Here is a 22,871-nt window from a genome sequence, read left to right on the forward strand (position 1 = left end):
TGTAAGCCCTCCTTTTAAACTGCTTGACTCAATGGCTATATTATAGTCTCATATTTATGCTACTACAATGTCTATTGACAGGTTTTTACAGGAGGTAATCCATGGCCCGCATTCCCGATACCGATTTAGCCCACTTAAAGCAAACCGTCTCGTTGCTGGGGCTGGCGCGTAAGCAAGGCCGTTCGATGAAAAAACGCGGTGAGGATTATGTGCTGCGCTGTCCGTTCCATAACGAGAAAACGCCCTCAATGGTGATATCGCCGGCTAAGAACCTGTATCACTGCTTTGGCTGTGGCGCAGCGGGGTCGGTGCTGGACTGGGTGATACAAACGGAAGGCGTGACGTTGAAAATCGGTATCCGCCGGCTGCGGGAGCTGGCCGGGCTGCCGGACATGGACAATGCGGTTGTGGCCGCTTCTTCTTTAGCCGCCCCGCCGGAATTACAGGCTGCACCCCTGCCGCGCCCGAAACTGGCCGACCTGGACGATGACGGGCAGGCGCTGTTGCATCAGGTGATTGATTTTTATCATCAGAACTTACTGGCGTCACCGGAAGCCAAAGCCTGGCTGGAAAAACGCGGGCTGCATCATCCTGAACTGGTGAGTCACTTTAAGCTGGGGTGCGCGGGCCATCACGGGATCGGCGGTTCAGCGGGCTTATTACCGTCCAAGAGCAGTCAGGAAGGCCAGCAACTGCGCGACAAGCTGTCGGGGCTGGGCGTGTTGCGTACGACCACCCGGCAGGACCACTTCCGGGGCTGCGTCGTTGTACCGGTGATCGGCTGGGCCGAATCGGCCAGCGTGGCCAGCCGCGGGCGGGTGCTGCAACTGTATGGCCGCCGAACCCAGCCGGATTACAAAGTGCTGAAAGACAGCCCGAAGCATCTGTATCTGCCGTCACCGCTAGCCGGGGTCTGGAATGAATCGGCGATGCAGGCGTCAAATGAAATTATCCTGTGCGAAGCGCTGATCGATGCCATGACGTTCTGGTGTGCCGGGTTCCGCAACGTGATCGCCGCGTTCGGGGTGAACGGGTTTAACCGTGAGCATCTCGACGCTTTGCAGTATCACGGCGTGAAACGGGTGCTGATTGCCTTTGACCGCGATGAGGCCGGAGACCGTGGCGCGGCTAATGTAGCCGCTGATTTACTGGAAGCCGGTATCGAGGCGTGGCGGGTGCAGTTCCCGCCGGGCATGGATGTCAATGACTATGCCGTCAAAAGTGGCAACGCCGAACATGCGCTGGGGCTGGCTCTGCAACAGGCGGTCTGGCTGGGACAGGGAACGGCACCAGGTGCGGTGTTCAGTCATGAGCGGCCCGTCTCGTCAGATATGACGGAAAAACCCCAAAGTGCCGGTGTGGCTGAATCCTCTTCTTTAGCCGCCCCGCCAGAGCTGACCGTTGCACAAGTGCCCTGCGAGCGCACGGCGTCCGGTGAACTGCTGATGAAAAGCGGACCCCGGGTCTGGCGGATACGGGGGATGAAAAAATCGCCGGTGCCCGATGTAATGAAAGTCAATGTGCAGGTGCGGGATGAAACGTCCGGCCTGTTCCATGTGGATACGCTGGACATGTATCACGCGCGGCATCGTCAGAACTACATCAGCACGGCGGCGCGAGAGCTGGAATGCGAGCTGTCGGTCATCAAACGCGAAGCCGGGCGGGTCTTGCTGATGCTGGAGCAGCAACAGGATGCGCAACAGCAGGCCGATGCCGAAGCCGCAGGGACAACGGCCGTCACGGTCAGCGCAGAAGATGAAGCCGCCGCGCTGGCGTTGCTGACATCACCGAACTTAACAGAACAAATTATCCACGACATGGCCGCCTGCGGGGTGGTCGGCGAATCCACCAATCTGCTGACCGGGTATCTGGCGGCAGTCTCGCGCAAACTCGATAAACCGCTGGCCGTGCTGATACAAAGCAGCTCGGCGGCAGGGAAATCTTCCCTGATGGAGGCGGTGCTGAACCTGATGCCGGAAGAGGAGCGTATCCAGTACTCGGCAATGACCGGGCAGAGCCTCTACTATCTGGGAGAAACCAGCCTGCAACACAAAATACTGGCGATAGCCGAAGAAGAAGGCGTGCGGCAGGCGGCCTATGCCCTGAAACTGTTACAGTCCGACGGCGAGCTAAAAATCGCCAGTACCGGCAAGAACGAACAGAGCGGCGAACTGGTGACGCGGGAATACAAGGTGCAGGGACCGGTGATGCTGATGTTAACGACGACGGCCATTGATGTGGATGAAGAGCTGCTGAACCGCTGTCTGGTGCTGACGGTCAACGAATCGCGCGAGCAGACGCAGGCTATCCACGCCATGCAGCGACACCGCCAGACGCTGGCCGGGTTGCTGGCTGACTCGGAGAAAGGCTATCTGACGCAGTTACACCAGAACGCCCAGCGCCTGTTAAGGCCGCTGAAAGTGGTCAATCCTTACGCCCATCAACTGACGTTCCTGTCAGACAAAACCCGGATGCGGCGCGACCATATGAAATACCTGACGCTGATACAGGCCATTGCCTTACTGCACCAGTATCAACGTGAAGTGAAGAAAACCACCCACCGCGGGCAAGTCATCGAATATCTCGAAGTCACCCAAGACGACATTGCCCTGGCTAACCAGCTGGCGCATGACGTGCTGGGGCGCACGCTGGATGAAATGCCGCCGCAGACGCGTAAGCTGTTACTGCTGATACAGGCGATGGTGAACGAACAGGCGCAAATCCAGCACTGCCAGCCAAACGAAGTGCGCTTTACCCGGCGGGATATCCGCGCCTTTACCCACTGGAGCGACAGCCAGCTTAAGAATCATTGCCAGCGTCTCACCGAAATGGAATACCTGCTGTCGCATGGCGGCAGCCGGGGGCACCTGTTGCATTATGAACTGCTGTGGGACGGGGAAGACAACGGCGCGGCGCACTTGTGCGGCCTGCTGGATGTCGGAGAACCGGACTCAGAAACCGCCGGCAGTGAACGCAAGTCTGACCCGGAAGGTGGCAAGTCTTCCCTAAGTCTGGGGCAAGTCTGGTCTAAGTCTGGGGAAGAAAAACCCGCGTCAGCCCAGACAGCACAAGGTTCTGCGGGTGCACAAGTCCGGGCAGATGAAAACGCAGTTATCAGGGAAAATAATCACGGAGACGCATTGCCCGTGCCCGACAGGGATAAAACGCCGGCAGCCGTCCCGACAGGTCAGGAGAGCAAGTCTGACTTAAATGAACGCAAGTCTGGGTCAAGTTAGGGTCAAGTCTGGGGTAAAAAAATCCCCATCCGGGCAGGCAGAACACGGGTTCAACGTGCCGCAAGTCGGGGTAACGGAAGACCCAGTGATAAAAGGAAAAAAGAAAACGCGCCCCTTGTCTGCGCCCGCCCCTCAATCTCAACCGGAGGTCAATCATGGCAAACCGTAAACCGCGCAAAGGAAGTCTTCTGACCGTCGATGACGTCTACCGCCAGCCTGTGGGGCCGGCACATGACCCGAAGAGCCTGTATGCGTTGCTGCTGCGCTTTGTGGCCTGGCGGCAGGAGCGGAACTGGTCGGAAACCACGCTGAAAGTACAGACTCATCACACCTATCGCTTTATCCTGTGGGCCACGGAACGGGGCCTGTACTATGCCGCGGATATCACGCGGCCAATACTGGAGCGTTACCAGCGTTATCTGTATCAATACCGTAAGACCAACGGAGAGCCGCTAAGCATCCGCACCCAGCGCACGCAGTTGCAGCCGTTACAGGTGTGGTTCAAATGGCTGACGAAACAGAACCTGATACTGGCGAACCCGGCAGCGGACATTGAGTTGCCGCGGGAAGAAAAACGGCTGCCAAAGTATATCCTGAGCATTGATGAAATCGAGCATATCCTGTCGCTGCCTGACCCAAATACGTTGCAGGGCGCACGCGACCGGGCCCTGATGGAGCTGCTCTGGTCAACGGGAATACGGCGCAGTGAAGTGGCCCGGCTCGATATCTACAGCATTGACGGGTCACGCAAAACGGTGACCATCCGGCAGGGCAAGGGGAATAAAGACCGGGTATTGCCCCTCGGCGAACGGGCCTTAAACTGGCTCCAGTTCTATCAGCAGCAGGTTCGCCCGCAACTGCTGGTCACCCCGGACATCCAGTCGCTGTTCGTGGCAATGGACGGTCTCGACGGGTTGCAGCCGAACGGTATCACGAATGCCGTGAGCGGTTATATCCGGGCCGCCGGCATCGAGAAAAAAGGTGCCTGCCACCTGTTCCGGCACGCGATGGCGACGCAGATGCTGGAGAACGGAGCGGACCTGCGCTGGATACAGGCCATGTTAGGCCATGCCAGCGTGGAATCCACCCAGGTGTATACGCAGGTCTCTATCCGGGCCTTGCAGGCGGTGCACGCCAGCACCCACCCGGCGGAGCAAATGGCCGACGAAAAAGTCAGCGACGCCGATGAAGTGGGTTTACTGGCCGACCTGTACGCCGACGATAACGCCGACACGGACACGCCGCCGGACAGTTCAGAGCCGACCTCAACCCCCGATAGCCGCTGACCGTCCGTACGCCCCCGTTGAGTTGGGCGGGTTCGGTGTGGGGGCAGACCGTGGCCGGACTGCCCGTCAGCATCGGCGCACGCGGGGGTAAATAGTCGTCAGGCGGCTCAACCACGAGCGTCCCCGTTAAGCCGGTCCAGGCCGCCCAACGCCTATTCAACATAATGCGGGGGAATTATACGCACTGCGCCGGTGAGCCCGGGCAACCGCCTGAGCATTGATGAGCGGCTTAATGCGTATAATTGGCATTATGTCTTGCGCCCCCGCGGGTCAGCATTGGCGGGTGTGGCGCACAAGGCTGCGCCTTCTGCTGTCAGCGTCTGAGCCGGCCATCGGCAACCCCAAGTTCTTCTTTAGCTGCCCTGCAACCGTTGGCCCCCCCTGAAGGCAGGTCGGCCTGCGGCCTCCGCTAATTTACGTCCCCCGCCCCAACCCTGCTGCACTGGCTGCGCGCGGCTCGCACTGCGCTGCGCTCCGTTGCTCGTTCCCGTGCTCGCCATCTCCGCCCCGTGCAGCCCCCGGGGGCTTCCCTGAACCCAGCGAGGTCATGCAAAGCCGAGCCTGGTCTGAAACGCCCATGCCTCAGAGCGTCGCAGGGGCGCCGCTTGCGGGCTCTCTGCCGCCCGCGCCCGCAGAACGGGCACCCGCCGCCCAAACAAGTTGGGCGCCGTTCGCCCGTTGCCGAAAAAGGCGCTACACTGACAATGGCACGGCGGGAAAAACCGGCCTTCGGGTACGAAAAGCGCGTCAGGGAGTTTTGGGTTCGGCGGTGAACGCACATTGGAAAAATGGGGTGTAACTGACTGAGGGCATTAGGAAAATCGGCGTCCGGCGGTCAACTTTACAATGGAATGCGTTGTTATTGAAAATAACTCAATGGCAAATATACTTGCGGCGACGGAAGAGAATAAGAAAGGCACCCTTAATGAATGGCGAACGGATAAGTAATCTGAAATTCAGAAAGCCTGTAGCGGTAATACACTTATTTCCTACCAGACAATGGTGGCCGCAGTGGGGAGCGCTCTTGTATGGCTTTTATTCTCCGAAGCTGCAATGACAACCAGCTTGATTGGCGCAGGTAAATATATTACCTCTAGTACAGATACTATAGGTAAATGAATAACTGGCAACTGGAGCCCGAAATTAATCTTGGTTTACTTAAATATACAGAGGTCAAAGGAGATTTTGCTTTTATTCAAGAAGATTTCTTGCTTTGTTTAAAAGTAGGAACGATGGGAGTGACTATTGGTGGTATAGAATTCTGGTTTATATACTACCGCCAGTACAACTCACGTAAATGAAATTAATATCCAGTCTTTGGATTGCTATTTGGAGAAATTTTATGAAATGTATTCAGTGTGAAAACCCGGCATTACATGAATCAGATTTTTGTGCCAGATGTGAAGAGAAAGAGCTGAAAAAGAAAAAACACCTTTACTTTACATTATCCTTTTAGTTTTTACTTTGTTATTTGTAATCACTGACTTAATGTTGGGTTATTAAATATATGGGATAAAACTGGATTATAATAATCTTTCTCTACTTTTTAGAAATGTGTTTTGTGCATGCATATGGATACCTTACTTTATTGTATCTATTCGGGTTAAAAGAACATTTATAAGATAATTATTGGGAATAGGTTGTTTTTTAAATAATTTATAACCAATATTCATTCAAAAAAGAAGTTATCTTTGTGGAGAATAACGGATTGGCGAATGCAGGGCGAGATCTCATTTTTCGAAAAATGGAATCCTGTCCTGCATTTTTTATCTTCATAAATCAGCCTCTTATATAAAAGCTTTAATCTCTCTGTATTCGCGTTTTTAAATGGTCAGTAAATAAAATAAGCGAAGGAGAGTATTGCCGATAAATATAAATGAATTAAACATAGCAGAGAATAGGCCGTTTTTAGTCATTCTGTACCTTTTTCAAATCTGGCATTAAAGGGGGGATTATTTTAACCCTATAGCTGACGAATAGCGAAGTTAATCACCGATAAAAAGGCGCTTTCGATTGCCCAAAAAGGGAAATACAAGTGAAAAGAAAGAATGAACTATGTTAAAAAGGTGATCATAAGTAAAACAATTCTCATTTAATAAATAGTTTTCACTGAGCAGTTTTTTTAAATCTAATGGTTTTTTCTATTTTCTAATCTATAGTTAATTTCACCATTTTCATTAAACTGACACTGAGTTTTTTCCTTTTCTTGTATTTGATTTTCTAGATTTAAAACCAGAGGGGATAACCGGTATGCTAATGACTTTAAGATTAACACCTATTTATTTAATTGTTTTTAATGCGATTAAATAAATTTTTTTATTCTTTTTTCGTTGTTAATCCAATTAGTTTAAAGGTTTATCGGTTTTATTTAATGGTTGTCTATGATTTTACGTAAAATTTCTACAGTCATGTAAAATCGTTTATTTGAGAAAACTTGCTTAATGCGGTTAATCCTGTTAAATGTTTTGATATAATCTCATACCCTTTTGGATTAACGCTGTTGTTCTGTTATCTAAAACCCGTTTTTACGGGGGTTTTCTCTTCCAATGTTAATAATAGCATCAAGTTTTTTACCCGCTTTAAAAAATCCTTAATCACTTGTTTTTATCTTTATTGATTAAAGTTTTTACCTGTTTTTTCATGATACGCTTGCCATTTTTTCCAGATTTTAAAACCAAGCAGACAAACAAAAATGGCTTTTTTTAACTGCTGTTTTATCATTTTTCAGATAAAGCATATTTAATTTCTACTTGAGTGAGTGAAAGTTTCTATAATCCTTTGCTTTTAAATGGCACGAAAAAGGATAATCCACATGATTTAACTTGAGAGAATCGGGCTCTGCGGAGTTAATAAAAAGCAATAAACCGCAAGGTTAAAGACAGTAAAAACAACGTTAAAATCCATCTGACAATGATAATCAAGACGTTAAAAATCAGCAATTTAAGGAGCGTTTAAACGCTCCTTAAAGATATGTTGATGTTATTAAACCAGTTTTACGTTTCCTGTAATCCCAGTTTTTTCTCCAGATAGTGAATATTGGTGCCACCATTCTGGAAGTTTTCATCATTCATAATCGTCTGTTGCAGCTCGATATTTGTCTTGATGCCATCAATGATCAGTTCTGCCAATGCATTTTTCATGCGGGCAATGGCGTTATCACGATTTTCACCGTAAGTAATCAGCTTACCAATCATGGAATCATAGTAAGGTGGTACGGTGTAGCCGGCATAAATATGCGATTCCCAACGTACGCCAAATCCACCCGCTGAGTGGAAGCGGGTAATTTTACCTGGGCTTGGCAGGAAAGTGTGCGGATCTTCGGCGTTGATGCGACACTCAATGGCGTGACCACGAACAACAACGTCTTTCTGCTTAATTGAAAGTGGCATACCGGCGGCAATCCGCAATTGTTCTTTAATCAGATCAACACCGGTAATCATTTCTGTCACTGGATGCTCAACCTGAATACGGGTGTTCATTTCAATGAAATAGAATTCGCCGTTTTCATACAGGAATTCGAAAGTACCGGCGCCGCGATAGCCAATTTCAATACATGCGTTGGAGCAGCGTTCACCAATGCTGCGGCGCATTTCTGGCGTGATGCCTGGTGCAGGAGCTTCTTCAACCACTTTCTGGTGACGGCGTTGCATAGAGCAATCACGTTCAGCCAAATAAATTGCTTGACCCTGACCATCGGCCAGTACCTGGATTTCAATATGACGCGGGTTTTCAAGGAATTTTTCCATGTAAACCATATCGTTGTTGAAAGCAGCTTTTGCTTCCGCACGGGTCATATTGATTGATTGTTCCAGATCTTTATCACTGCGGACGACGCGCATACCGCGACCACCGCCGCCACCGGATGCTTTAATGATCACTGGATAGCCGATGCGTTTAACAATGGCTTTGTTTTTCTCTGTATCATCAGATAACGGACCATCAGAGCCAGGTACACAAGGAACGCCTGCTTTTTTCATCGCATTAATAGCGGAAACTTTATCACCCATCAGGCGGATCGTTTCTGCTCTTGGGCCAATAAAAATAAAGCCGGAACGTTCAACTTGTTCAGCAAAATCTGCGTTTTCAGACAAGAAACCGTAGCCGGGGTGAATGGCTACTGCACCGGTGATTTCTGCCGCAGAAATAATCGCTGGGATATTCAGATAGCTTTTTGCAGAAGCTGCCGGGCCAATACAGATAGTTTCGTCTGCCAACAGCACGTGTTTTAAGTCACGATCCGCAGATGAATGTACCGCAACGGTTTTAATCCCCAACTCTTTACAAGCTCGCAGGATACGCAGGGCGATTTCACCACGGTTAGCAATTACAATTTTATCAAGCATGGGAACGCCTCGTTATTCGATGACGACCAATGGCTCGTCAAATTCAACGGCTTGACCGTTTTCCATAAGAATGGCTTTAACTACACCCGCTTTGTCGGCTTCAATCTGGTTCATCATTTTCATGGCTTCAACGATGCAGAGGGTGTCACCTACATTGACAGGTTGACCGACTTCGACAAATGGTTTCGCATCTGGGCTGGGTGTACGGTAGAAGGTCCCCACCATTGGAGAACGAACAATGTGACCGCTGATTGCTGCTGATCTTTCGCTGATTGTTTCCGGCAGAGCCTGAGAAGGAGCAACAGCGTTAGCCAGAGCAGGTTGTTGAGCTTGAACGGGAATATATTGTTGAGCTGCCGGAAAACTCTGGGGGGCTAATGCGCGGCTGATGCGCACTGACTCTTCCCCTTCAGAAATTTCCAGTTCAGAAATGCCAGATTCTTCAACCAGCTCGATCAGTTTTTTTATCTTACGAATATCCATGAGTGTGATTCCGTACTCTTCTGTTTCATTTAGTTGAGTTTTGCAAGCGGTTTACCGCTGCCTGTAATGCAAAGCTATAGCCATCTACCCCTAAACCGCAGATTACACCAACAGCAAGATCTGAAAGATATGAGTGATGACGAAATGGCTCGCGCGCGTGAACATTGGAGAGGTGGATCTCAATAAATGGGATCTTTACCGTCAACAGTGCATCACGCAGTGCCACGCTGGTATGCGTGAATGCAGCAGGGTTAATTAAAATAAAATCAGTATTACCCTGTGCAGAATGAATTCTATTTATCAGCTCAAACTCTGCATTGGATTGCAGGTGACTGAATTTAACTCCTAATTGATAGGCCTCTTCAGACAATTTGCTGACGATATCGTCGAGCGTTAAGTTGCCATAGATATCAGGCTCCCTGGTTCCTAACATATTCAGGTTAGGGCCGTTAAGGAGTAAAATGTGAAATTTGTCTGCCATTGTGCTGGTATCTCCGGCAATTTGTCAACAATTGCCCAACATAATCCTATATTAATGATTTGTCATCTTTTTAAAACAGCCACAAGTTCATTTCGGCGATAAAGCCCGACATTATAATGATATCGTAGCATTTAGCAGCTAAATACTGGTCTTATCAGAGAAAATGTCAAGAATAAAGCCATTGTACTTTAGAGGCTAGTCACAATTCTTAACTAATTCTTACCAATGTACGTCCTGTAACCTGGTTAGCTATCAATTTATTTGCGTATTCCACGGTTTGGTCCAGTGTTATCTCAGTCGTTGCCTGTTGGTAAAAATAAGCGGGCAGTAGTTTTTGTAAGCGTTGCCACACCGCAGATCGCTTGGTGGATGGAACCGTGACAGATTCTACGCCTTGCAAACGTATGTTCCGTAAAATAAATGGCATGACTGTTGTTGGCAGATCTGCACTACCGGCAAGCCCACAGGCTGCAACGGTACCGTTATAGTGAGTTTGAGCTAGTATTGTTGCCAGTAAATTACCGCCTACAGTATCAATTGCTCCAGCCCAAAGCTGTTTTTCTAATGGGCGGGGTGGTTGGCTAAATTCATTACGTGGCAAAACTTTTTTTGCTCCAAGGGATAACAAATATTCGTGATTTTCCTGTCTGCCGCTAACGGCAACAACAGAATAGCCAAGTTGTGAAAGAAGCATTATCGCAGTACTTCCTACACCGCCGCTGGCGCCGGTTACAATAACATCACCACTTTCTGGTTTAACTCCGCCTTGTTCCAGCGCGATAACACACAGCATTGCGGTAAAGCCGGCAGTACCAATGATCATTGCCTGCCTGCTATTCAAACCGGTTGGTAAAGGTGTCAGCCATTCTCCTGAAACTCTGGCTTGTTCTGCCAGGCCACCCCAATGATTTTCTCCTACTCCCCAGCCGGTTAACAGTACATGCTGGCCGATATGAAAACGAGGATCTTCTGTACTGTGCACAATCCCAGAGAAATCAATACCCGGTATCATTGGGAATTGGCGGACAATTTTCCCTTTGCCTGTGATTGCTAATGCATCTTTATAGTTTAGGGTTGACCAGTGAATATCAACGGTAACGTCTCCCACGGGAAGGTGAGAAGCATCAACTTCTTCTATGGATGCTGATAGTTGATTCTGTTGTTGCTTAAGTAGCAGAGCTTTCATTAGATTGTTCCGTTCTCTGTAAGAAATTTTGTTATTAAATAAGAATAGATAAAAATTGGCAGTTTACATAAAAGAAGATAAGAAAAAATAAAGTATTGATGGATTATAAAACAGAATCTGTTCGCATTTTTCCTGTGATGTCAGTGTTAGGTTTCAGTATCAGTATATAGCAAGCTATTTTAGAAAGTTCTGTTTTTTATTATTTCTTAGCAGGAAATACTGTGTTTTGGTCGCAATTTATTACATCATTAGTTTGTTCGCTACACAGACTGATACTGACAGTTAACTATCGGAAATAGTGAGCAGAAGAGTCGATGATATGTGAACTTACAGCAATAGCGACTGGTCAAAATAGAGATAGGTGGATCGGCTGTGACGGTAACGGTAGCGCTATAACGCTGAATTATGCAAAACCGGGTGGTTCCTGCACTTTGTTATGGAACAATTGGTAAAATTAACCCATTTTTATGCAGTTTTTTTCTGCTCCGTTTGGAAAAAGTAACGTAGAATATTACGTTGTTGATATGAATAACGTAGCCACTTTTTTATTGAAGCAGGTGTTTATGCGCCTTGTCCCTGCTTCATGTGGTTGGTAGAGTAGACGGGTTTTGTTCCGTCCCCAGCTTGCAGGATTATCCTTTCGCTATGTTTAAAAAATTTCGTGGCATGTTTTCCAACGACTTGTCTATTGACTTGGGTACCGCCAATACCCTTATTTATGTCAAAGGTCAGGGTATTGTATTGAATGAACCTTCTGTAGTCGCAATCCGTCAGGATCGTGCAGGTTCATCGAAAAGTGTTGCTGCCGTTGGGCAGGAAGCAAAGCAAATGCTGGGTCGTACACCGGGTAATATCGCGGCGATTCGTCCGATGAAAGATGGCGTGATTGCTGATTTTTATGTTACAGAGAAAATGCTGCAACACTTTATTAAACAAGTTCATAGCAACAGTTTTATGCGCCCAAGTCCGCGAGTTTTGGTTTGTGTGCCAGTTGGTGCAACTCAGGTTGAACGCCGTGCAATCCGTGAATCCGCGCTCAGCGCCGGAGCCCGCGAAGTGTTTTTGATTGAAGAGCCTATGGCGGCGGCTATCGGTGCCGGCCTGCCTGTTTCTGAAGCAACAGGTTCTATGGTTGTGGATATCGGCGGCGGTACTACAGAAGTCGCGGTTATCTCTCTGAATGGCGTTGTTTATTCATCATCTGTACGCATTGGTGGTGACCGGTTTGATGAGGCTATTATCAACTATGTCCGCCGTAATTATGGTGCGCTAATTGGTGAAGCGACTGCTGAACGTATTAAACATACTATCGGTTCAGCCTATCCTGGCGATGAAATGCTGGAGATTGAAGTTCGTGGCCGTAATTTGGCTGAAGGCGTACCGCGTGGTTTTACTCTTAACTCCAACGAAATTCTTGAAGCTTTGCAAGAACCGTTAACGGGTATTGTCAGCGCTGTCATGGTCGCTCTTGAACAGTGCCCGCCAGAATTGGCTTCCGATATTTCAGAACGTGGCATGATCCTGACTGGTGGTGGCGCACTACTGCGTAATCTTGATCGCTTACTGATAGAAGAAACCGGTATTCCGGTCATTGTTGCGGAGGATCCGTTGACATGTGTCGCCCGTGGTGGTGGAAAAGCGCTTGAAATGATCGACATGCATGGTGGTGAGCTCTTCAGCGAGGAGTGAGTATTAACTTGCAAGTGAGGGAGGAATGACGGGTAGATCAGACCTCCTTGCTATTGCTGTCTGGGAATTCCATTGTTTATGAAACAGCACAGTTTGGAATAGCGCAGCTTATGAAGCCAATTTTTAGCAGGGGGCCTTCCCTGCAATTACGACTTTTCTTCGCTGTTATTGTTGCCATTACTCTGGTTGTGGCAGACAGCCGCCTTGATGCTCTCAATAAAGTCCGTAACTATATGGATACGGTGGTCAGTCCATTTTATTTTCTTGCCAATGGCCCGCGTCAAGTACTTGATGGTGTATCAGAAACGCTTGCCTCCCGCGAACAACTGCAATTGGAAAATCGTGCCTTACGCCAAGAATTATTGATTAAAAACAGTGATATGCTGCTATTAGGGCAACTTAAACAGGAAAATTCCCGCTTGCGTGAACTGTTGGGATCACCTTTGCGTCAGGATGAACACATGATGGTGACACAGGTGATTTCCGGTAAGGCTAATCCTTATAGTGATCAGGTGGTTATTGATAAGGGATCAAGAGAAGGCGTTTATGAAGGGCAACCTGTTATCAGTGATAAAGGCATTGTTGGTCAGGTTGTTGCTGTCAGCCAGTTTACCAGCCGGGTATTACTGATTTGTGATACGACCCATGCTTTGCCAATCCAGGTTTTACGTAATGACATCAGGGCTATTGTTGCGGGTGCAGGCTGTGCTGATGATTTGCAATTTGAGTCATTACCCAGTAATACCGATATTCGGGTTGGTGATGTACTGGTCACTTCTGGGTTAGGTGGCCGTTTCCCGGAGGGGTATCCGGTAGCTGTGGTATCGTCAGTTAAAGTCGATAATCAGCGGGCCTATACTGTGATTCAGGCTCGGCCAACCGCAGAATTACAGCGTTTGCGTTATTTGCTGTTATTGTGGGGGGCAGATAATAACCCATCCGAACCATTGCCTCCATCAGAAGTTTATCGTGTAGCTAACGAGCGTTTAATGCAGATGATGCCTCAGGTATTGCCGCATGCAAATGAAATGGGGCCGCCAGCGCCGTCTTCTGTTTCTAATGAAATAACCAAAACGACAGGAAGAGTGGAAAATTCTGAACCAGCAGTAACGTCTGCTAAATTTATAAATGCGGGAAATCGTTAATGAATCAATACCGGAGTCATGGGCGTTGGATCATTTGGTTATCTTTCTTGATTGCGATGGTGCTGCAAATTATGCCGTGGCCGGAGCAAATTTATATGTACCGGCCTACCTGGTCGGCACTGTTACTTATTTACTGGGTGATGGCATTACCTCACAGGGTCAGTGTTGGTACGGGCTTTATATTGGGGATTATCATAGATCTGATTCAGGGAGCAACACTGGGTGTCAACGCCTTAGCTTACAGTCTTGTTAGCTATTTGGTGTCATTTAAGTTTCAATTATTCCGTAATATGGCACTTTGGCAGCAGGCTTTGGTCGTCGTTGCTTTATCGGTGCTGATGGATATCAGTGTTTTTTGGGCCGAATTTTTGTTATCAAATGTTGCTTTTCATCCAGAAATATTCTGGAACAGTTTGGTCAATGGTATTCTTTGGCCGTGGTTATTCCTGTTAATGCGAAAAATCCGTCGTCAATTTAATGTACATTAGTGGTTGGAGCGCGGTTTTTTAATGTCCTGACTAAGCGCTTATTCCGGTAAACGTTATTGCAGAGGCAACTCTTGCCGATAAAATCGTGGATATGGACAGCGTACATAACCTGGAGCGTACATATAGATATGTGGGGATGATTCGTTTCGCTTTTCCTTAGGGCCGCACTGAAATGCGTTCAAAAGCGACGGCTTTTGTTTGAGTTTTGCTTTGGTGCGCTCTTTATTACAAAAATGGCAAATAAAAAGCCCTAATGAGATAAGTAGTAAGGACAATATCATCATGAAAACCCTCTATCTGGCTTCCGGCTCACCAAGGCGGCGTGAGCTGGTTGAATTATTGGACTTTAAATTTGAAATTCTTTCTCCTCAGGTAAAGGAGCAATGGCAAGAGGGTGAAACTCCGCGTCAATATGTCAGCCGATTAGCAAAAGATAAATCTCTGGCGGGGGTTGTTATTGCGCCAGAGGATTTTCCCGTGTTGGGAGCGGATACTATTGTTATATTGAATGATAGGATTTTGGAAAAACCCCGTAGTGAACAACATGCCGTTGAAATGCTCAGTGTACTTTCCGGTCAGTGTCATCAGGTAATTACAGCTATTGCTTTATCAGATAGTCAGAGTACTTTAAGTGATATAGTCGTTACAGATGTGACCTTTCGCCAATTATCCACGCAGGAAATTTTGGATTATGTAGCGACCGGTGAGCCAATGGATAAAGCGGGTGCTTATGGTATTCAGGGAAAAGCAGGTTGCTTTGTCAAAACGCTGAATGGGAGTTATCACTCAGTCGTTGGTCTGCCATTAGTGGAAACGCATGAATTAATCACAAAGTTTTTTGCGTTAGTTGATGGAAAGAGGAACACATGACAGCAGAGTTATTAGTCAATATAACACCATCAGAAACGCGCGTTGCCTACATTGATGGTGGGATTTTGCAGGAAATCCATGTCGAAAGGGAAGCCAAAAGGGGAATTGTCGGTAATATTTACAAAGGTCGTGTAAGCCGGGTGTTACCAGGGATGCAGGCGGCCTTTGTTGATATTGGGCTGGAAAAAGCGGCTTTTCTTCACGCCTCAGACATTGTGCCTCACACGGAATGTATTGCCGGTGAAGAACAAAAGAACTTCCATGTCAGAGATATTGCTGAATTGGTTCGCCAGGGGCAGGATTTGATGGTTCAGGTAGTGAAAGATCCACTTGGTACCAAAGGAGCTCGGTTAACTACGGATATTACGTTACCTTCCCGCTATCTGGTATTTATGCCCGGTGCTTCTCATGTTGGGGTTTCACAACGTATCGAAAGTGAAGAAGAGCGTAATCGCCTGAAAAATATTGTTGCTGACTATTGTGATGAGCACGGTGGTTTCATTATCAGAACTGCTGCTGAGGGCGTTGGCGACGAAGAGTTAGCTCAGGATGCGGCTTTCTTGAAACGATTGTGGAGCAAGGTGATCGAGCGTAAAAAGCGTAATGTCACTAAAAATAAACTTTATGGCGAATTGGCTCTGGCTCATCGTATTTTGCGCGATTTCGCCGGAGCTGCTCTTGATCGTATTCGTGTGGATTCTCGTCTGACGTTTAATCAGTTACAGGAATTTATTAGTGAATATATTCCTAAAATGACAGCCAGATTGGAACTTTATAGTGGCAATCAACCTATTTTTGATCTGTTTGATGTAGAAAATGAGATCCAACGGGCACTCGATCGTAAAGTTGAATTGAAATCAGGTGGTTATCTGATTATTGACCAAACAGAAGCGATGACCACAATTGATATTAATACTGGCGCATTTGTTGGGCACCGTAATCTGGAAGAGACTATCTTTAATACTAATATCGAAGCGACGCAGGCTATTGCCAGACAATTAAGGTTACGTAATTTGGGGGGTATTATCATTATTGATTTTATTGATATGAATAGTGAAGATCACCGCCGACGGGTACTGGCTTCTCTTGAACAGGCTCTGAGTAAAGATCGTGTTAAAACAACGATTAATGGTTTTTCACAACTCGGGCTGGTGGAGATGACGCGTAAGCGAACCCGTGAAAGTATCGAGCATATACTCTGCGACGACTGTCCTACCTGCCATGGAAGAGGGACCGTAAAATCTGTTGAAACTGTCTGTTATGAAATTATGCGTGAAATTGTGCGTGTTCACCGGGCAGTTGATGCAGATCGCTTCCTTATTTATGCCTCACCGGCCGTGGTCGAAGCACTGAGAGGAGAAGAATCTCATGCACTGGCAGAAGTGGAAATTTTTGTTGGTAAGCAGGTAAAAGTTCAGACAGAGCAGCTCTACAGTCAGGAGCAGTTTGACGTCGTTATGATGTAATTATCTGGTTTGCTTGCTTAACAGCGCTGGCAACCAAGGAGATGCGTGTGAGGCGACTGCCGGGAGTATTATTAGCGACAGCCGCAATAGTCATTATTATTATGGCTTTGCTTGTCAGTGGGTTACGTTTTCTACTGCCGCATATTAATGGCTATCGCCCGCAATTGCTCGCTACAGTTGAGTCAATTGCGGGTGTACCTGTTGATGTTGGATATATTGATGGAAAATGGGAATCTTTTGGGCCTGTTCTTGAATTACGTGATATCAATGTGAAAACTGCCAGTGCAGATGTGAAGGCAAAAAAAATCACGGTTGCATTGGATGTCTGGTTATCTTTGCTGAGAATGCGCTGGGATTTTCGCGATCTGACTTTTTATCAATTACAGGTGGATTACCATCAACCGTTGTTTAATGATCAACGCGGTAATATGTTTTCCCAATCAGATACGTTTTCTAATCTGTTTCTCGAACAATTTGATCATTTTAATCTGCAAGATAGCCGCCTTACTTTTCTTACCCCCTCTGGTGAACGGGTTGATCTGTTGTTACCACAATTAACCTGGCTGAATAAAAATAACTATCATCGTGCTCAAGGGGAAGTCAGCCTTTCTTCTATTAATAATCAGCATGGGAATGTACAGGTTAAATTTGATTTGCGTGACACTAACGGTGTATTGGATAACGGCACTGTTTATTTGCAGGCAGATAATGTTGATATGCATCCGTGGTTGAGTCGTTGGTTGCAGGATAATACTGGGCTGAAAGATGCTGAATTTAGTTTGTCTAGCTGGATTACGCTCAAAGATGGGCGAATTGATGGTGGTCAACTGCAATTACGTCAGGGAGAAGCTAACTGGAAAGTTGCTGACAAATCTCACCGTCTTTCTGTCAGTGATCTGGTATTACGGATGCGCCGTCAGGATAATGGTTGGTTGTTTGATGCGCCTGAATTGGCAAGCTTGGCTACTGACGGTCAGCAATGGCCGTCAGGCAAGGCGTCTGTGCTCTATCTGCCGGAAGCTAAGAAGTATGATGGTAAAGATCATTGGCGTATCCGGGCGAAGAATATTCAACTTGAACGGTTGAACAGTATTTTACCCACTTTCTCTTTTTTAACCCCTGATGTTGTCAGAGATTGGGAACGTCGCCAGCCGCAAGGATTGGTAAATCATCTCGCTCTCGATATAACACCGGAAATTGCAGATGATTTCCGAATGAGTATGCAATGGCAGGATGTGAGTTGGCAGCGCTGGCAGGGGCTGCCTTCTATTGATAATTTCTCTGGTTCTCTCAACGGTAGCTTGCAGCAAGGCGAACTTAATTTTGCTTTGAAAGATAGTGTAGCTGATTATCGCGATATGTTTCTGGCACCGTTTGAGATATCCCAAAGTCATGGAGAAATATTCTGGCGGCAGGATAAGCGAGGTTTACAACTTTGGAGTCAGGGGTTGGATTTGCAGGCGAAATCATTGTGGGTCAGTGGTGATTTTCGTTATCAACAGCCAAAAGAGCAGCCTCCGGCGCTGAGTATTCTGGCGGGAGTACGGGTTTATGATGCGAGTGATGCCTGGAGATATTTTCCTGAGCCTTTGATGGGGACATCTCTGACTGACTATCTGACCGCTTCAATTATTAAAGGGCAAATAGAAAACGCAACGTTTGTTTTTCAAGGCAATCCCAAAGATTTCCCATTTGTAAAGAATGAGGGTCAGTTTCAGGTTTTCGCCCCACTGCGTCATGCTACTTTCCAGTATCAACCAGATTGGCCTGCGCTGCTGGATCTTAATATTGATCTTAATTTCCATAATAACGGTTTGTGGATGCTGGCTGCGCAAGCTGAGCTTGGTAAAGTGAAAGCGAATAATGTTTCGGCGGTAATTTCTGATTATAGTAGAAAGAAATTGTTAATCGATGCTGATATTCTGGGGGATGGTAAAGATATTCATGAATATTTTACCCATAGCCCGTTAGCGGATTCTGTTGGTGAAACGCTTAATACATTACAGATTGGTGGTCAGGTTGCGGGTAATTTGCATTTGGATATTCCGCTCAATGGCGGCAATGTGGATGCCAGTGGTGAGGTCACTTTAAAAAATAACCATTTGTTGATTAAGCCGCTGGGCAGTGAAATGAAAAATGTCAGTGGCCGGTTCCGTTTTGATAATGGTAATTTACAAAGTGACAAATTATCAGTGCAATGGCTTGGACAGCCTGTTACTGTTGATTTCTCTACCAAGAACTTATCAAAAAACTATCGGGTAGATGTTGGTCTGAATGCTCATTGGGCTGCTGCGAAATTACCTGAACTACCTCCAGCGGTTGCCAAAACGCTTTCTGGTTCTGTTGACTGGGAAGGGAACGTGGGTATTAGTTTACCGTTTCAGGGTAAGGCTCAATATGATGTGAAAATCGACGCTGACTTGTCACAAGTAGACAGCCATTTATCTGTCTTGAAAGCAGATGAACTGCGTAAACTGAAAGTGCTTCATATTCTGGCTGATGGTGATATGGATCAGCTGCGGGTAAAAGGGACGTTAGGTAAGCAGTATGCGTTTAATACTCAATGGAGTTTGGCAGAGAAAAGGACTCAACTGTCACGGGGAATTTTACAAAGTAACAGTGACAAAATTCCTGACTTACCTGAAAAATCGTTATTGGAATTGAATCTTCCGGCAATTGAGGGTGAAGAGTGGCTAGGGCTAATTGCGCCTCTGACTTCAAGTTCTTCATTGGCAGGGAGAGCACTGTTGCCACAACATCTGCGAGTGTCGCTTCCGTCATTGGATGTGGGGGGACAACGTTGGAATCAGTTATCGTTAGATGTAGAACAACAGCCCTGGGGAACGCAGATTAGTGCTGATAGTCAGGAAATCAACGGTAAGCTTAATATTCGTAATAGTGGCCCGTGGCAGCTGAATTTGAGCCATCTTTACTATAACCCTCTGCAATATAGCCCTCAGCAACCTGAATCAGATTTATCTAAGCAATCTCAAACAGGTACAACTCAGCGTTATTCACTGAACCAATGGCCTTCATTAGATATTGTCTGCTCTGAGTGCTGGATTATGGGGTTGAAACTTGGGAAGGTGTCTGGTTCCCTGATACCGGAAGGTAATTCGCTTGTATTAAGAGATGGAATGGTGGACAACAGCGTCAGTAAACTAAATTTGACGGGTCGTTGGCAAGAAAGTGCTGGAGAGAATAATACTCATCTTATGGGACAATTCTCCGGTAAAAAGTTTGATGAGATGGCATCTTACCTTGGTATTGTCGTGCCAATTGTTAAGTCGCCGTTTAACTTCCGTTTTGATTTTAACTGGTTGGATACACCGTGGAAACCCGATTTACAGACACTGAATGGCAATCTTAAAAGCGATTTAGGCAAAGGTGCTATCGAGAAATTGGGCGGGGGAAGTGCCGGTCAGTTACTAAAACTGGTCAGTTTTGATGCTTTGTTGCGTAAATTGCAGCTCGATTTTAGTGATACTTTTAGCCAGGATTTTGAATTTGATTCAATCCGTGGTGATATTTCAGTAAATAATGGGATACTCAAGACTAAGAATTTACGGATCGATGGACTGATTGCTGATGTGATAACGAAAGGAGAGGTTGATCTTGTTCGCCAACAGATCAATATAGAAGCCATCGTCACGCCGGAAATTTCTGCTACTGTCGGTGTAGCAACGGCTTTTGTTATCAATCCGGTAGCAGGTGCTGCATTATTTGCGGCAACCAAGGTCTTGGGGCCGTTATGGAATAAGATATCGGTTATTCGTTACCGGATTACCGGTAATCTTGAACAACCGAAAATTGATGAAGTCCTGCGTCAACTTAAGGAGAATAGAGGAACATGAGAAACGTCAATGTTGCACTCTTACAGTTATGTAGCGGTGAGAATATCAAACATAATTTGGCGCAAATTGAACAACAAATTAAGCCGTTGCCGGATACGATCAAGCTTGTGATGACCCCGGAAAATGCATTGTTGTTTGCTAATGCTGTCAGTTATCGTCATCATGCAGAACCGCAGGGAAAAGGGCCTTTGCAGCAAGCTGTCAGTGAGATCGCACGTCGTTATGGTGTCTGGTTATTAATTGGTTCTATGCCGCTTATCAGCCGTGAAAATCCTGAACGGATCACCAGCAGCAGTCTGTTGTTTGATGATCAGGGTGAGATCCGCGCACGTTACGATAAAATCCATATGTTTGACGTCAATATTGATGATGAACATGGATCATATAACGAATCGTCTGTTTTCCAGCGTGGGGAACATATTACCGTCGTGGATACACCTGTTGGTCGTCTTGGTATGACCATATGCTATGATCTGCGTTTCCCTGGGCTGTTTCAGACATTGCGTGAGCAAGGCGCTGAGTTGATATCTGTTCCTGCGGCATTTACCCGTTTAACAGGAAAAGCGCATTGGGAGCCACTGTTACGGGCCCGCGCTATTGAAAATCAGTGTATTCTGTTGGCACCCGCTCAGGTTGGTGTACATGGAACCCGTCAAACATGGGGCCACTCAATGGTTGTAGACGGCTGGGGGAAAGTGATTAAGAAAAATCCAGATGCAGTCAGTGCATTACAACTGAATGTCAGGGCGGATAGCCTGAAGATTATGCGTGAGCAGATGAAAGTGGTGGAACATAACTGCTTCCGGCCGCAGTTGACTTCCCTGATTGAAAAGAATACAGCAAATTAAAGAGTATCAATTATGAGTTTAACTTTTGTCAGTGAACATTTACTGGCTGCAAATAAATTAAGCCATCAAGATCTGTTTTCAGTACTTGGTCAACTGGCTGAACGTCGGCTGGATTATGCCGACCTCTATTTTCAGTCCAGCTATCATGAATCTTGGGTGCTGGAAGATCGGATTATTAAGGATGGTTCCTATAATATTGATCAGGGCGTTGGTGTTAGGGCTATCAGTGGTGAAAAAACCGGTTTTGCTTATGCAGACCAGATCACATTGAATGCATTGCAACAAAGCGCACAGGCTGCCCGTAGCATTGTCCATGAAACAGGAAATGGTAACATCCATACCTTCGGAGAAGTGGCTTACTCTCAACTTTATGCGGCAATCGATCCGTTGCGAAGTTTCTCCCGTGAAGAGAAGATTGCGTTATTGCACCGGGTGGATCAGGTCGCTCGTGCCGAAGATCCGAGAGTGCAGGAAGTGAATGCCAGCCTGACAGGGGTCTACGAACAGGTATTGGTTGCGGCGACCGATGGGACTTTAGCGGCTGATATTCGTCCTCTGGTTCGCTTATCTGTCACGGTGCTGGTGGAAGATAACGGCAAACGTGAACATGGTACTAGCGGCGGTGGCGGTCGTTATGGTTATGAATATTTTCTGGAAATGATAAGTGGTCAGATCCGTGCGGAACAATTTGCGCGTGAAGCTGTTCGTATGGCGCTGGTAAATCTTTCCGCTGTTGCTGCACCTGCGGGTACTATGCCAGTTGTTTTGGGAGCAGGTTGGCCGGGTGTGTTACTGCATGAAGCTGTTGGTCATGGGCTGGAAGGCGATTTTAACCGCCGTGGTACCTCCGTATTCTCGGGTCAGATTGGTGAGAAAGTCGCTTCTGAACTTTGTACGGTGGTTGACGATGGCACGATAAAAGGTCGCCGTGGCTCATTGGCAATTGATGATGAAGGTGTTCCTGGGCAATACAATGTATTGATTGAGAATGGTATTCTCAAAGGTTACATGCAGGACAAAATGAATGCACGTCTGATGGGGGTTGCGCCGACGGGCAATGGCCGCCGTGAATCGTATGCCCATCTGCCTATGCCTCGTATGACTAACACCTATTTGCTGGCGGGTCATTCCACACCGGAAGAGATCATCGGTAGTGTAGAAAATGGTTTATATGCGCCAAATTTTGGTGGCGGCCAAGTGGATATCACTTCCGGTAAATTCGTGTTCTCGACATCTGAAGCTTATCTGATTGAGAACGGCAAGATTACCAAGCCAGTGAAAGGTGCGACCCTTATCGGTTCCGGTATTGAGGCTATGCAGCAGGTCTCTATGGTAGGCAACGATCTTGAGCTGGATAAAGGTATTGGGATTTGTGGCAAAGAGGGCCAGAGTGTACCTGTTGGTGTTGGTCAGCCTACTTTGAAACTGGACAACCTGACCGTTGGCGGAACAGCCTGATTTTTAGTCCTCTTGTTTGAAGAAGCGGCAGAGGAGCT

Annotated in this window: 16 protein-coding genes and 1 pseudogene; 13 read left to right on the forward strand and 4 right to left on the reverse strand. The window is 47.0% G+C overall.

Annotated features, from left to right (window positions below; all coding sequences use genetic code 11):
- Positions 1 to 101 precede the first annotated feature (101 nt).
- From VY86_RS13125 to VY86_RS25915, 5 genes and pseudogenes are all read left to right on the forward strand, one after another.
- Positions 102 to 3,405 (forward strand): annotated as a pseudogene (locus VY86_RS13125) (CHC2 zinc finger domain-containing protein).
- Entirely contained in the window at positions 3,392 to 4,522 is a 1,131-nt protein-coding gene (gene xerC / locus VY86_RS13130) for a site-specific tyrosine recombinase XerC (RefSeq protein WP_046975265.1), read from the forward strand. The pseudogene VY86_RS13125 and the gene xerC overlap by 14 nt, the downstream one beginning before the upstream one ends.
- A 192-nt stretch (positions 4,523 to 4,714) precedes the next feature.
- A complete protein-coding gene (locus VY86_RS26230; protein WP_274521076.1) occupies positions 4,715 to 4,846 on the forward strand; it encodes a hypothetical protein in 132 nt (43 codons plus the stop codon).
- 791 nt (positions 4,847 to 5,637) lie between these two features.
- On the forward strand, positions 5,638 to 5,823 hold the full coding sequence (locus tag VY86_RS13140) for a hypothetical protein (RefSeq protein ID WP_046975267.1): 186 nt from the start codon (positions 5,638 to 5,640) through the stop codon (positions 5,821 to 5,823).
- 253 nt (positions 5,824 to 6,076) lie between these two features.
- Positions 6,077 to 6,148: a DUF2569 family protein gene (locus VY86_RS25915; RefSeq protein ID WP_238591673.1), complete on the forward strand. Its 72-nt coding sequence runs from the start codon at positions 6,077 to 6,079 to the stop codon at positions 6,146 to 6,148.
- 1,367 nt (positions 6,149 to 7,515) lie between these two features.
- On the opposite strand, the gene accC is transcribed toward VY86_RS25915, so the two are convergent.
- From accC to acuI, 4 genes are all read right to left on the reverse strand, one after another.
- Positions 7,516 to 8,865 (reverse strand): acetyl-CoA carboxylase biotin carboxylase subunit, encoded by a 1,350-nt coding sequence (gene accC, locus VY86_RS13145; protein ID WP_046975268.1) that lies wholly within the window; start codon positions 8,863 to 8,865, stop codon positions 7,516 to 7,518.
- A 12-nt stretch (positions 8,866 to 8,877) separates the two neighbouring features.
- The gene (accB, locus tag VY86_RS13150) at positions 8,878 to 9,348 is read right to left on the reverse strand and encodes an acetyl-CoA carboxylase biotin carboxyl carrier protein (protein ID WP_046975269.1); all 471 of its coding nucleotides are present in this window, start codon (positions 9,346 to 9,348) and stop codon (positions 8,878 to 8,880) included.
- A gap of 25 nt (positions 9,349 to 9,373) precedes the next feature.
- A complete protein-coding gene (gene aroQ, locus VY86_RS13155) occupies positions 9,374 to 9,829 on the reverse strand; it encodes a type II 3-dehydroquinate dehydratase (RefSeq protein WP_046975270.1) in 456 nt (151 codons plus the stop codon).
- 208 nt (positions 9,830 to 10,037) lie between these two features.
- Positions 10,038 to 11,015: an acrylyl-CoA reductase (NADPH) gene (acuI, locus tag VY86_RS13160; protein WP_046975271.1), complete on the reverse strand. Its 978-nt coding sequence runs from the start codon at positions 11,013 to 11,015 to the stop codon at positions 10,038 to 10,040.
- A 645-nt stretch (positions 11,016 to 11,660) separates the two neighbouring features.
- Here acuI and mreB point away from each other — a divergent pair.
- The 8 genes from mreB (at position 11,661) to tldD (ending at position 22,833) form a co-directional block, all read left to right on the forward strand.
- Positions 11,661 to 12,704 (forward strand): rod shape-determining protein MreB, encoded by a 1,044-nt coding sequence (mreB, locus tag VY86_RS13165; protein WP_021323550.1) that lies wholly within the window; start codon positions 11,661 to 11,663, stop codon positions 12,702 to 12,704.
- 110 nt (positions 12,705 to 12,814) lie between these two features.
- Positions 12,815 to 13,849, forward strand: coding sequence for a rod shape-determining protein MreC (gene mreC, locus VY86_RS13170; RefSeq protein WP_046976868.1), 1,035 nt, complete (start codon positions 12,815 to 12,817; stop codon positions 13,847 to 13,849).
- Positions 13,849 to 14,337, forward strand: a complete 489-nt coding sequence (gene mreD, locus VY86_RS13175) for a rod shape-determining protein MreD (RefSeq protein WP_046975272.1) — start codon at positions 13,849 to 13,851, stop codon at positions 14,335 to 14,337. Before mreC ends, mreD begins: the two co-directional genes overlap by 1 nt.
- A gap of 282 nt (positions 14,338 to 14,619) precedes the next feature.
- Positions 14,620 to 15,207, forward strand: coding sequence for a Maf family protein (locus VY86_RS13180; RefSeq protein WP_046975273.1), 588 nt, complete (start codon positions 14,620 to 14,622; stop codon positions 15,205 to 15,207).
- Positions 15,204 to 16,673, forward strand: a complete 1,470-nt coding sequence (gene rng / locus VY86_RS13185; protein ID WP_046975274.1) for a ribonuclease G — start codon at positions 15,204 to 15,206, stop codon at positions 16,671 to 16,673. The genes VY86_RS13180 and rng overlap by 4 nt, the downstream gene beginning before the upstream one ends.
- Positions 16,674 to 16,714: 41 nt before the next feature.
- Positions 16,715 to 20,527 carry an AsmA2 domain-containing protein YhdP gene (gene yhdP / locus VY86_RS13190; protein WP_158019958.1) on the forward strand — a complete coding sequence of 1,271 codons (3,813 nt, stop codon included), beginning with the start codon at positions 16,715 to 16,717 and terminating at the stop codon, positions 20,525 to 20,527.
- Positions 20,524 to 21,375 (forward strand): deaminated glutathione amidase, encoded by an 852-nt coding sequence (gene nit1 / locus VY86_RS13195; RefSeq protein WP_046975276.1) that lies wholly within the window; start codon positions 20,524 to 20,526, stop codon positions 21,373 to 21,375. The genes yhdP and nit1 overlap by 4 nt, the downstream gene beginning before the upstream one ends.
- A gap of 12 nt (positions 21,376 to 21,387) precedes the next feature.
- On the forward strand, positions 21,388 to 22,833 hold the full coding sequence (gene tldD, locus VY86_RS13200; RefSeq protein WP_046975277.1) for a metalloprotease TldD: 1,446 nt from the start codon (positions 21,388 to 21,390) through the stop codon (positions 22,831 to 22,833).
- The last annotated feature ends 38 nt before the right edge of the window (positions 22,834 to 22,871 follow it).

Source organism: Photorhabdus thracensis, from assembly GCF_001010285.1.
GTDB lineage: Bacteria > Pseudomonadota > Gammaproteobacteria > Enterobacterales > Enterobacteriaceae > Photorhabdus > Photorhabdus temperata.

Excerpts from the sequence above, each read along its gene's own strand:
- accC (WP_046975268.1), bottom strand. The coding sequence starts at position 8,865 with ATGCTTGATAAAATTGTAATTGCTAACCGTGGTGAAATCGCCCTGCGT.
- VY86_RS13140 (WP_046975267.1), top strand. The coding sequence starts at position 5,638 with ATGAATAACTGGCAACTGGAGCCCGAAATTAATCTTGGTTTACTTAAA.
- aroQ (WP_046975270.1), bottom strand. The coding sequence starts at position 9,829 with ATGGCAGACAAATTTCACATTTTACTCCTTAACGGCCCTAACCTGAAT.
- yhdP (WP_158019958.1), top strand. The coding sequence starts at position 16,715 with ATGCGTGTGAGGCGACTGCCGGGAGTATTATTAGCGACAGCCGCAATA.
- VY86_RS13180 (WP_046975273.1), top strand. The coding sequence starts at position 14,620 with ATGAAAACCCTCTATCTGGCTTCCGGCTCACCAAGGCGGCGTGAGCTG.
- rng (WP_046975274.1), top strand. The coding sequence starts at position 15,204 with ATGACAGCAGAGTTATTAGTCAATATAACACCATCAGAAACGCGCGTT.
- acuI (WP_046975271.1), bottom strand. The coding sequence starts at position 11,015 with ATGAAAGCTCTGCTACTTAAGCAACAACAGAATCAACTATCAGCATCC.
- xerC (WP_046975265.1), top strand. The coding sequence starts at position 3,392 with ATGGCAAACCGTAAACCGCGCAAAGGAAGTCTTCTGACCGTCGATGAC.
- accB (WP_046975269.1), bottom strand. The coding sequence starts at position 9,348 with ATGGATATTCGTAAGATAAAAAAACTGATCGAGCTGGTTGAAGAATCT.
- mreC (WP_046976868.1), top strand. The coding sequence starts at position 12,815 with ATGAAGCCAATTTTTAGCAGGGGGCCTTCCCTGCAATTACGACTTTTC.
- tldD (WP_046975277.1), top strand. The coding sequence starts at position 21,388 with ATGAGTTTAACTTTTGTCAGTGAACATTTACTGGCTGCAAATAAATTA.
- mreD (WP_046975272.1), top strand. The coding sequence starts at position 13,849 with ATGAATCAATACCGGAGTCATGGGCGTTGGATCATTTGGTTATCTTTC.
- nit1 (WP_046975276.1), top strand. The coding sequence starts at position 20,524 with ATGAGAAACGTCAATGTTGCACTCTTACAGTTATGTAGCGGTGAGAAT.
- mreB (WP_021323550.1), top strand. The coding sequence starts at position 11,661 with ATGTTTAAAAAATTTCGTGGCATGTTTTCCAACGACTTGTCTATTGAC.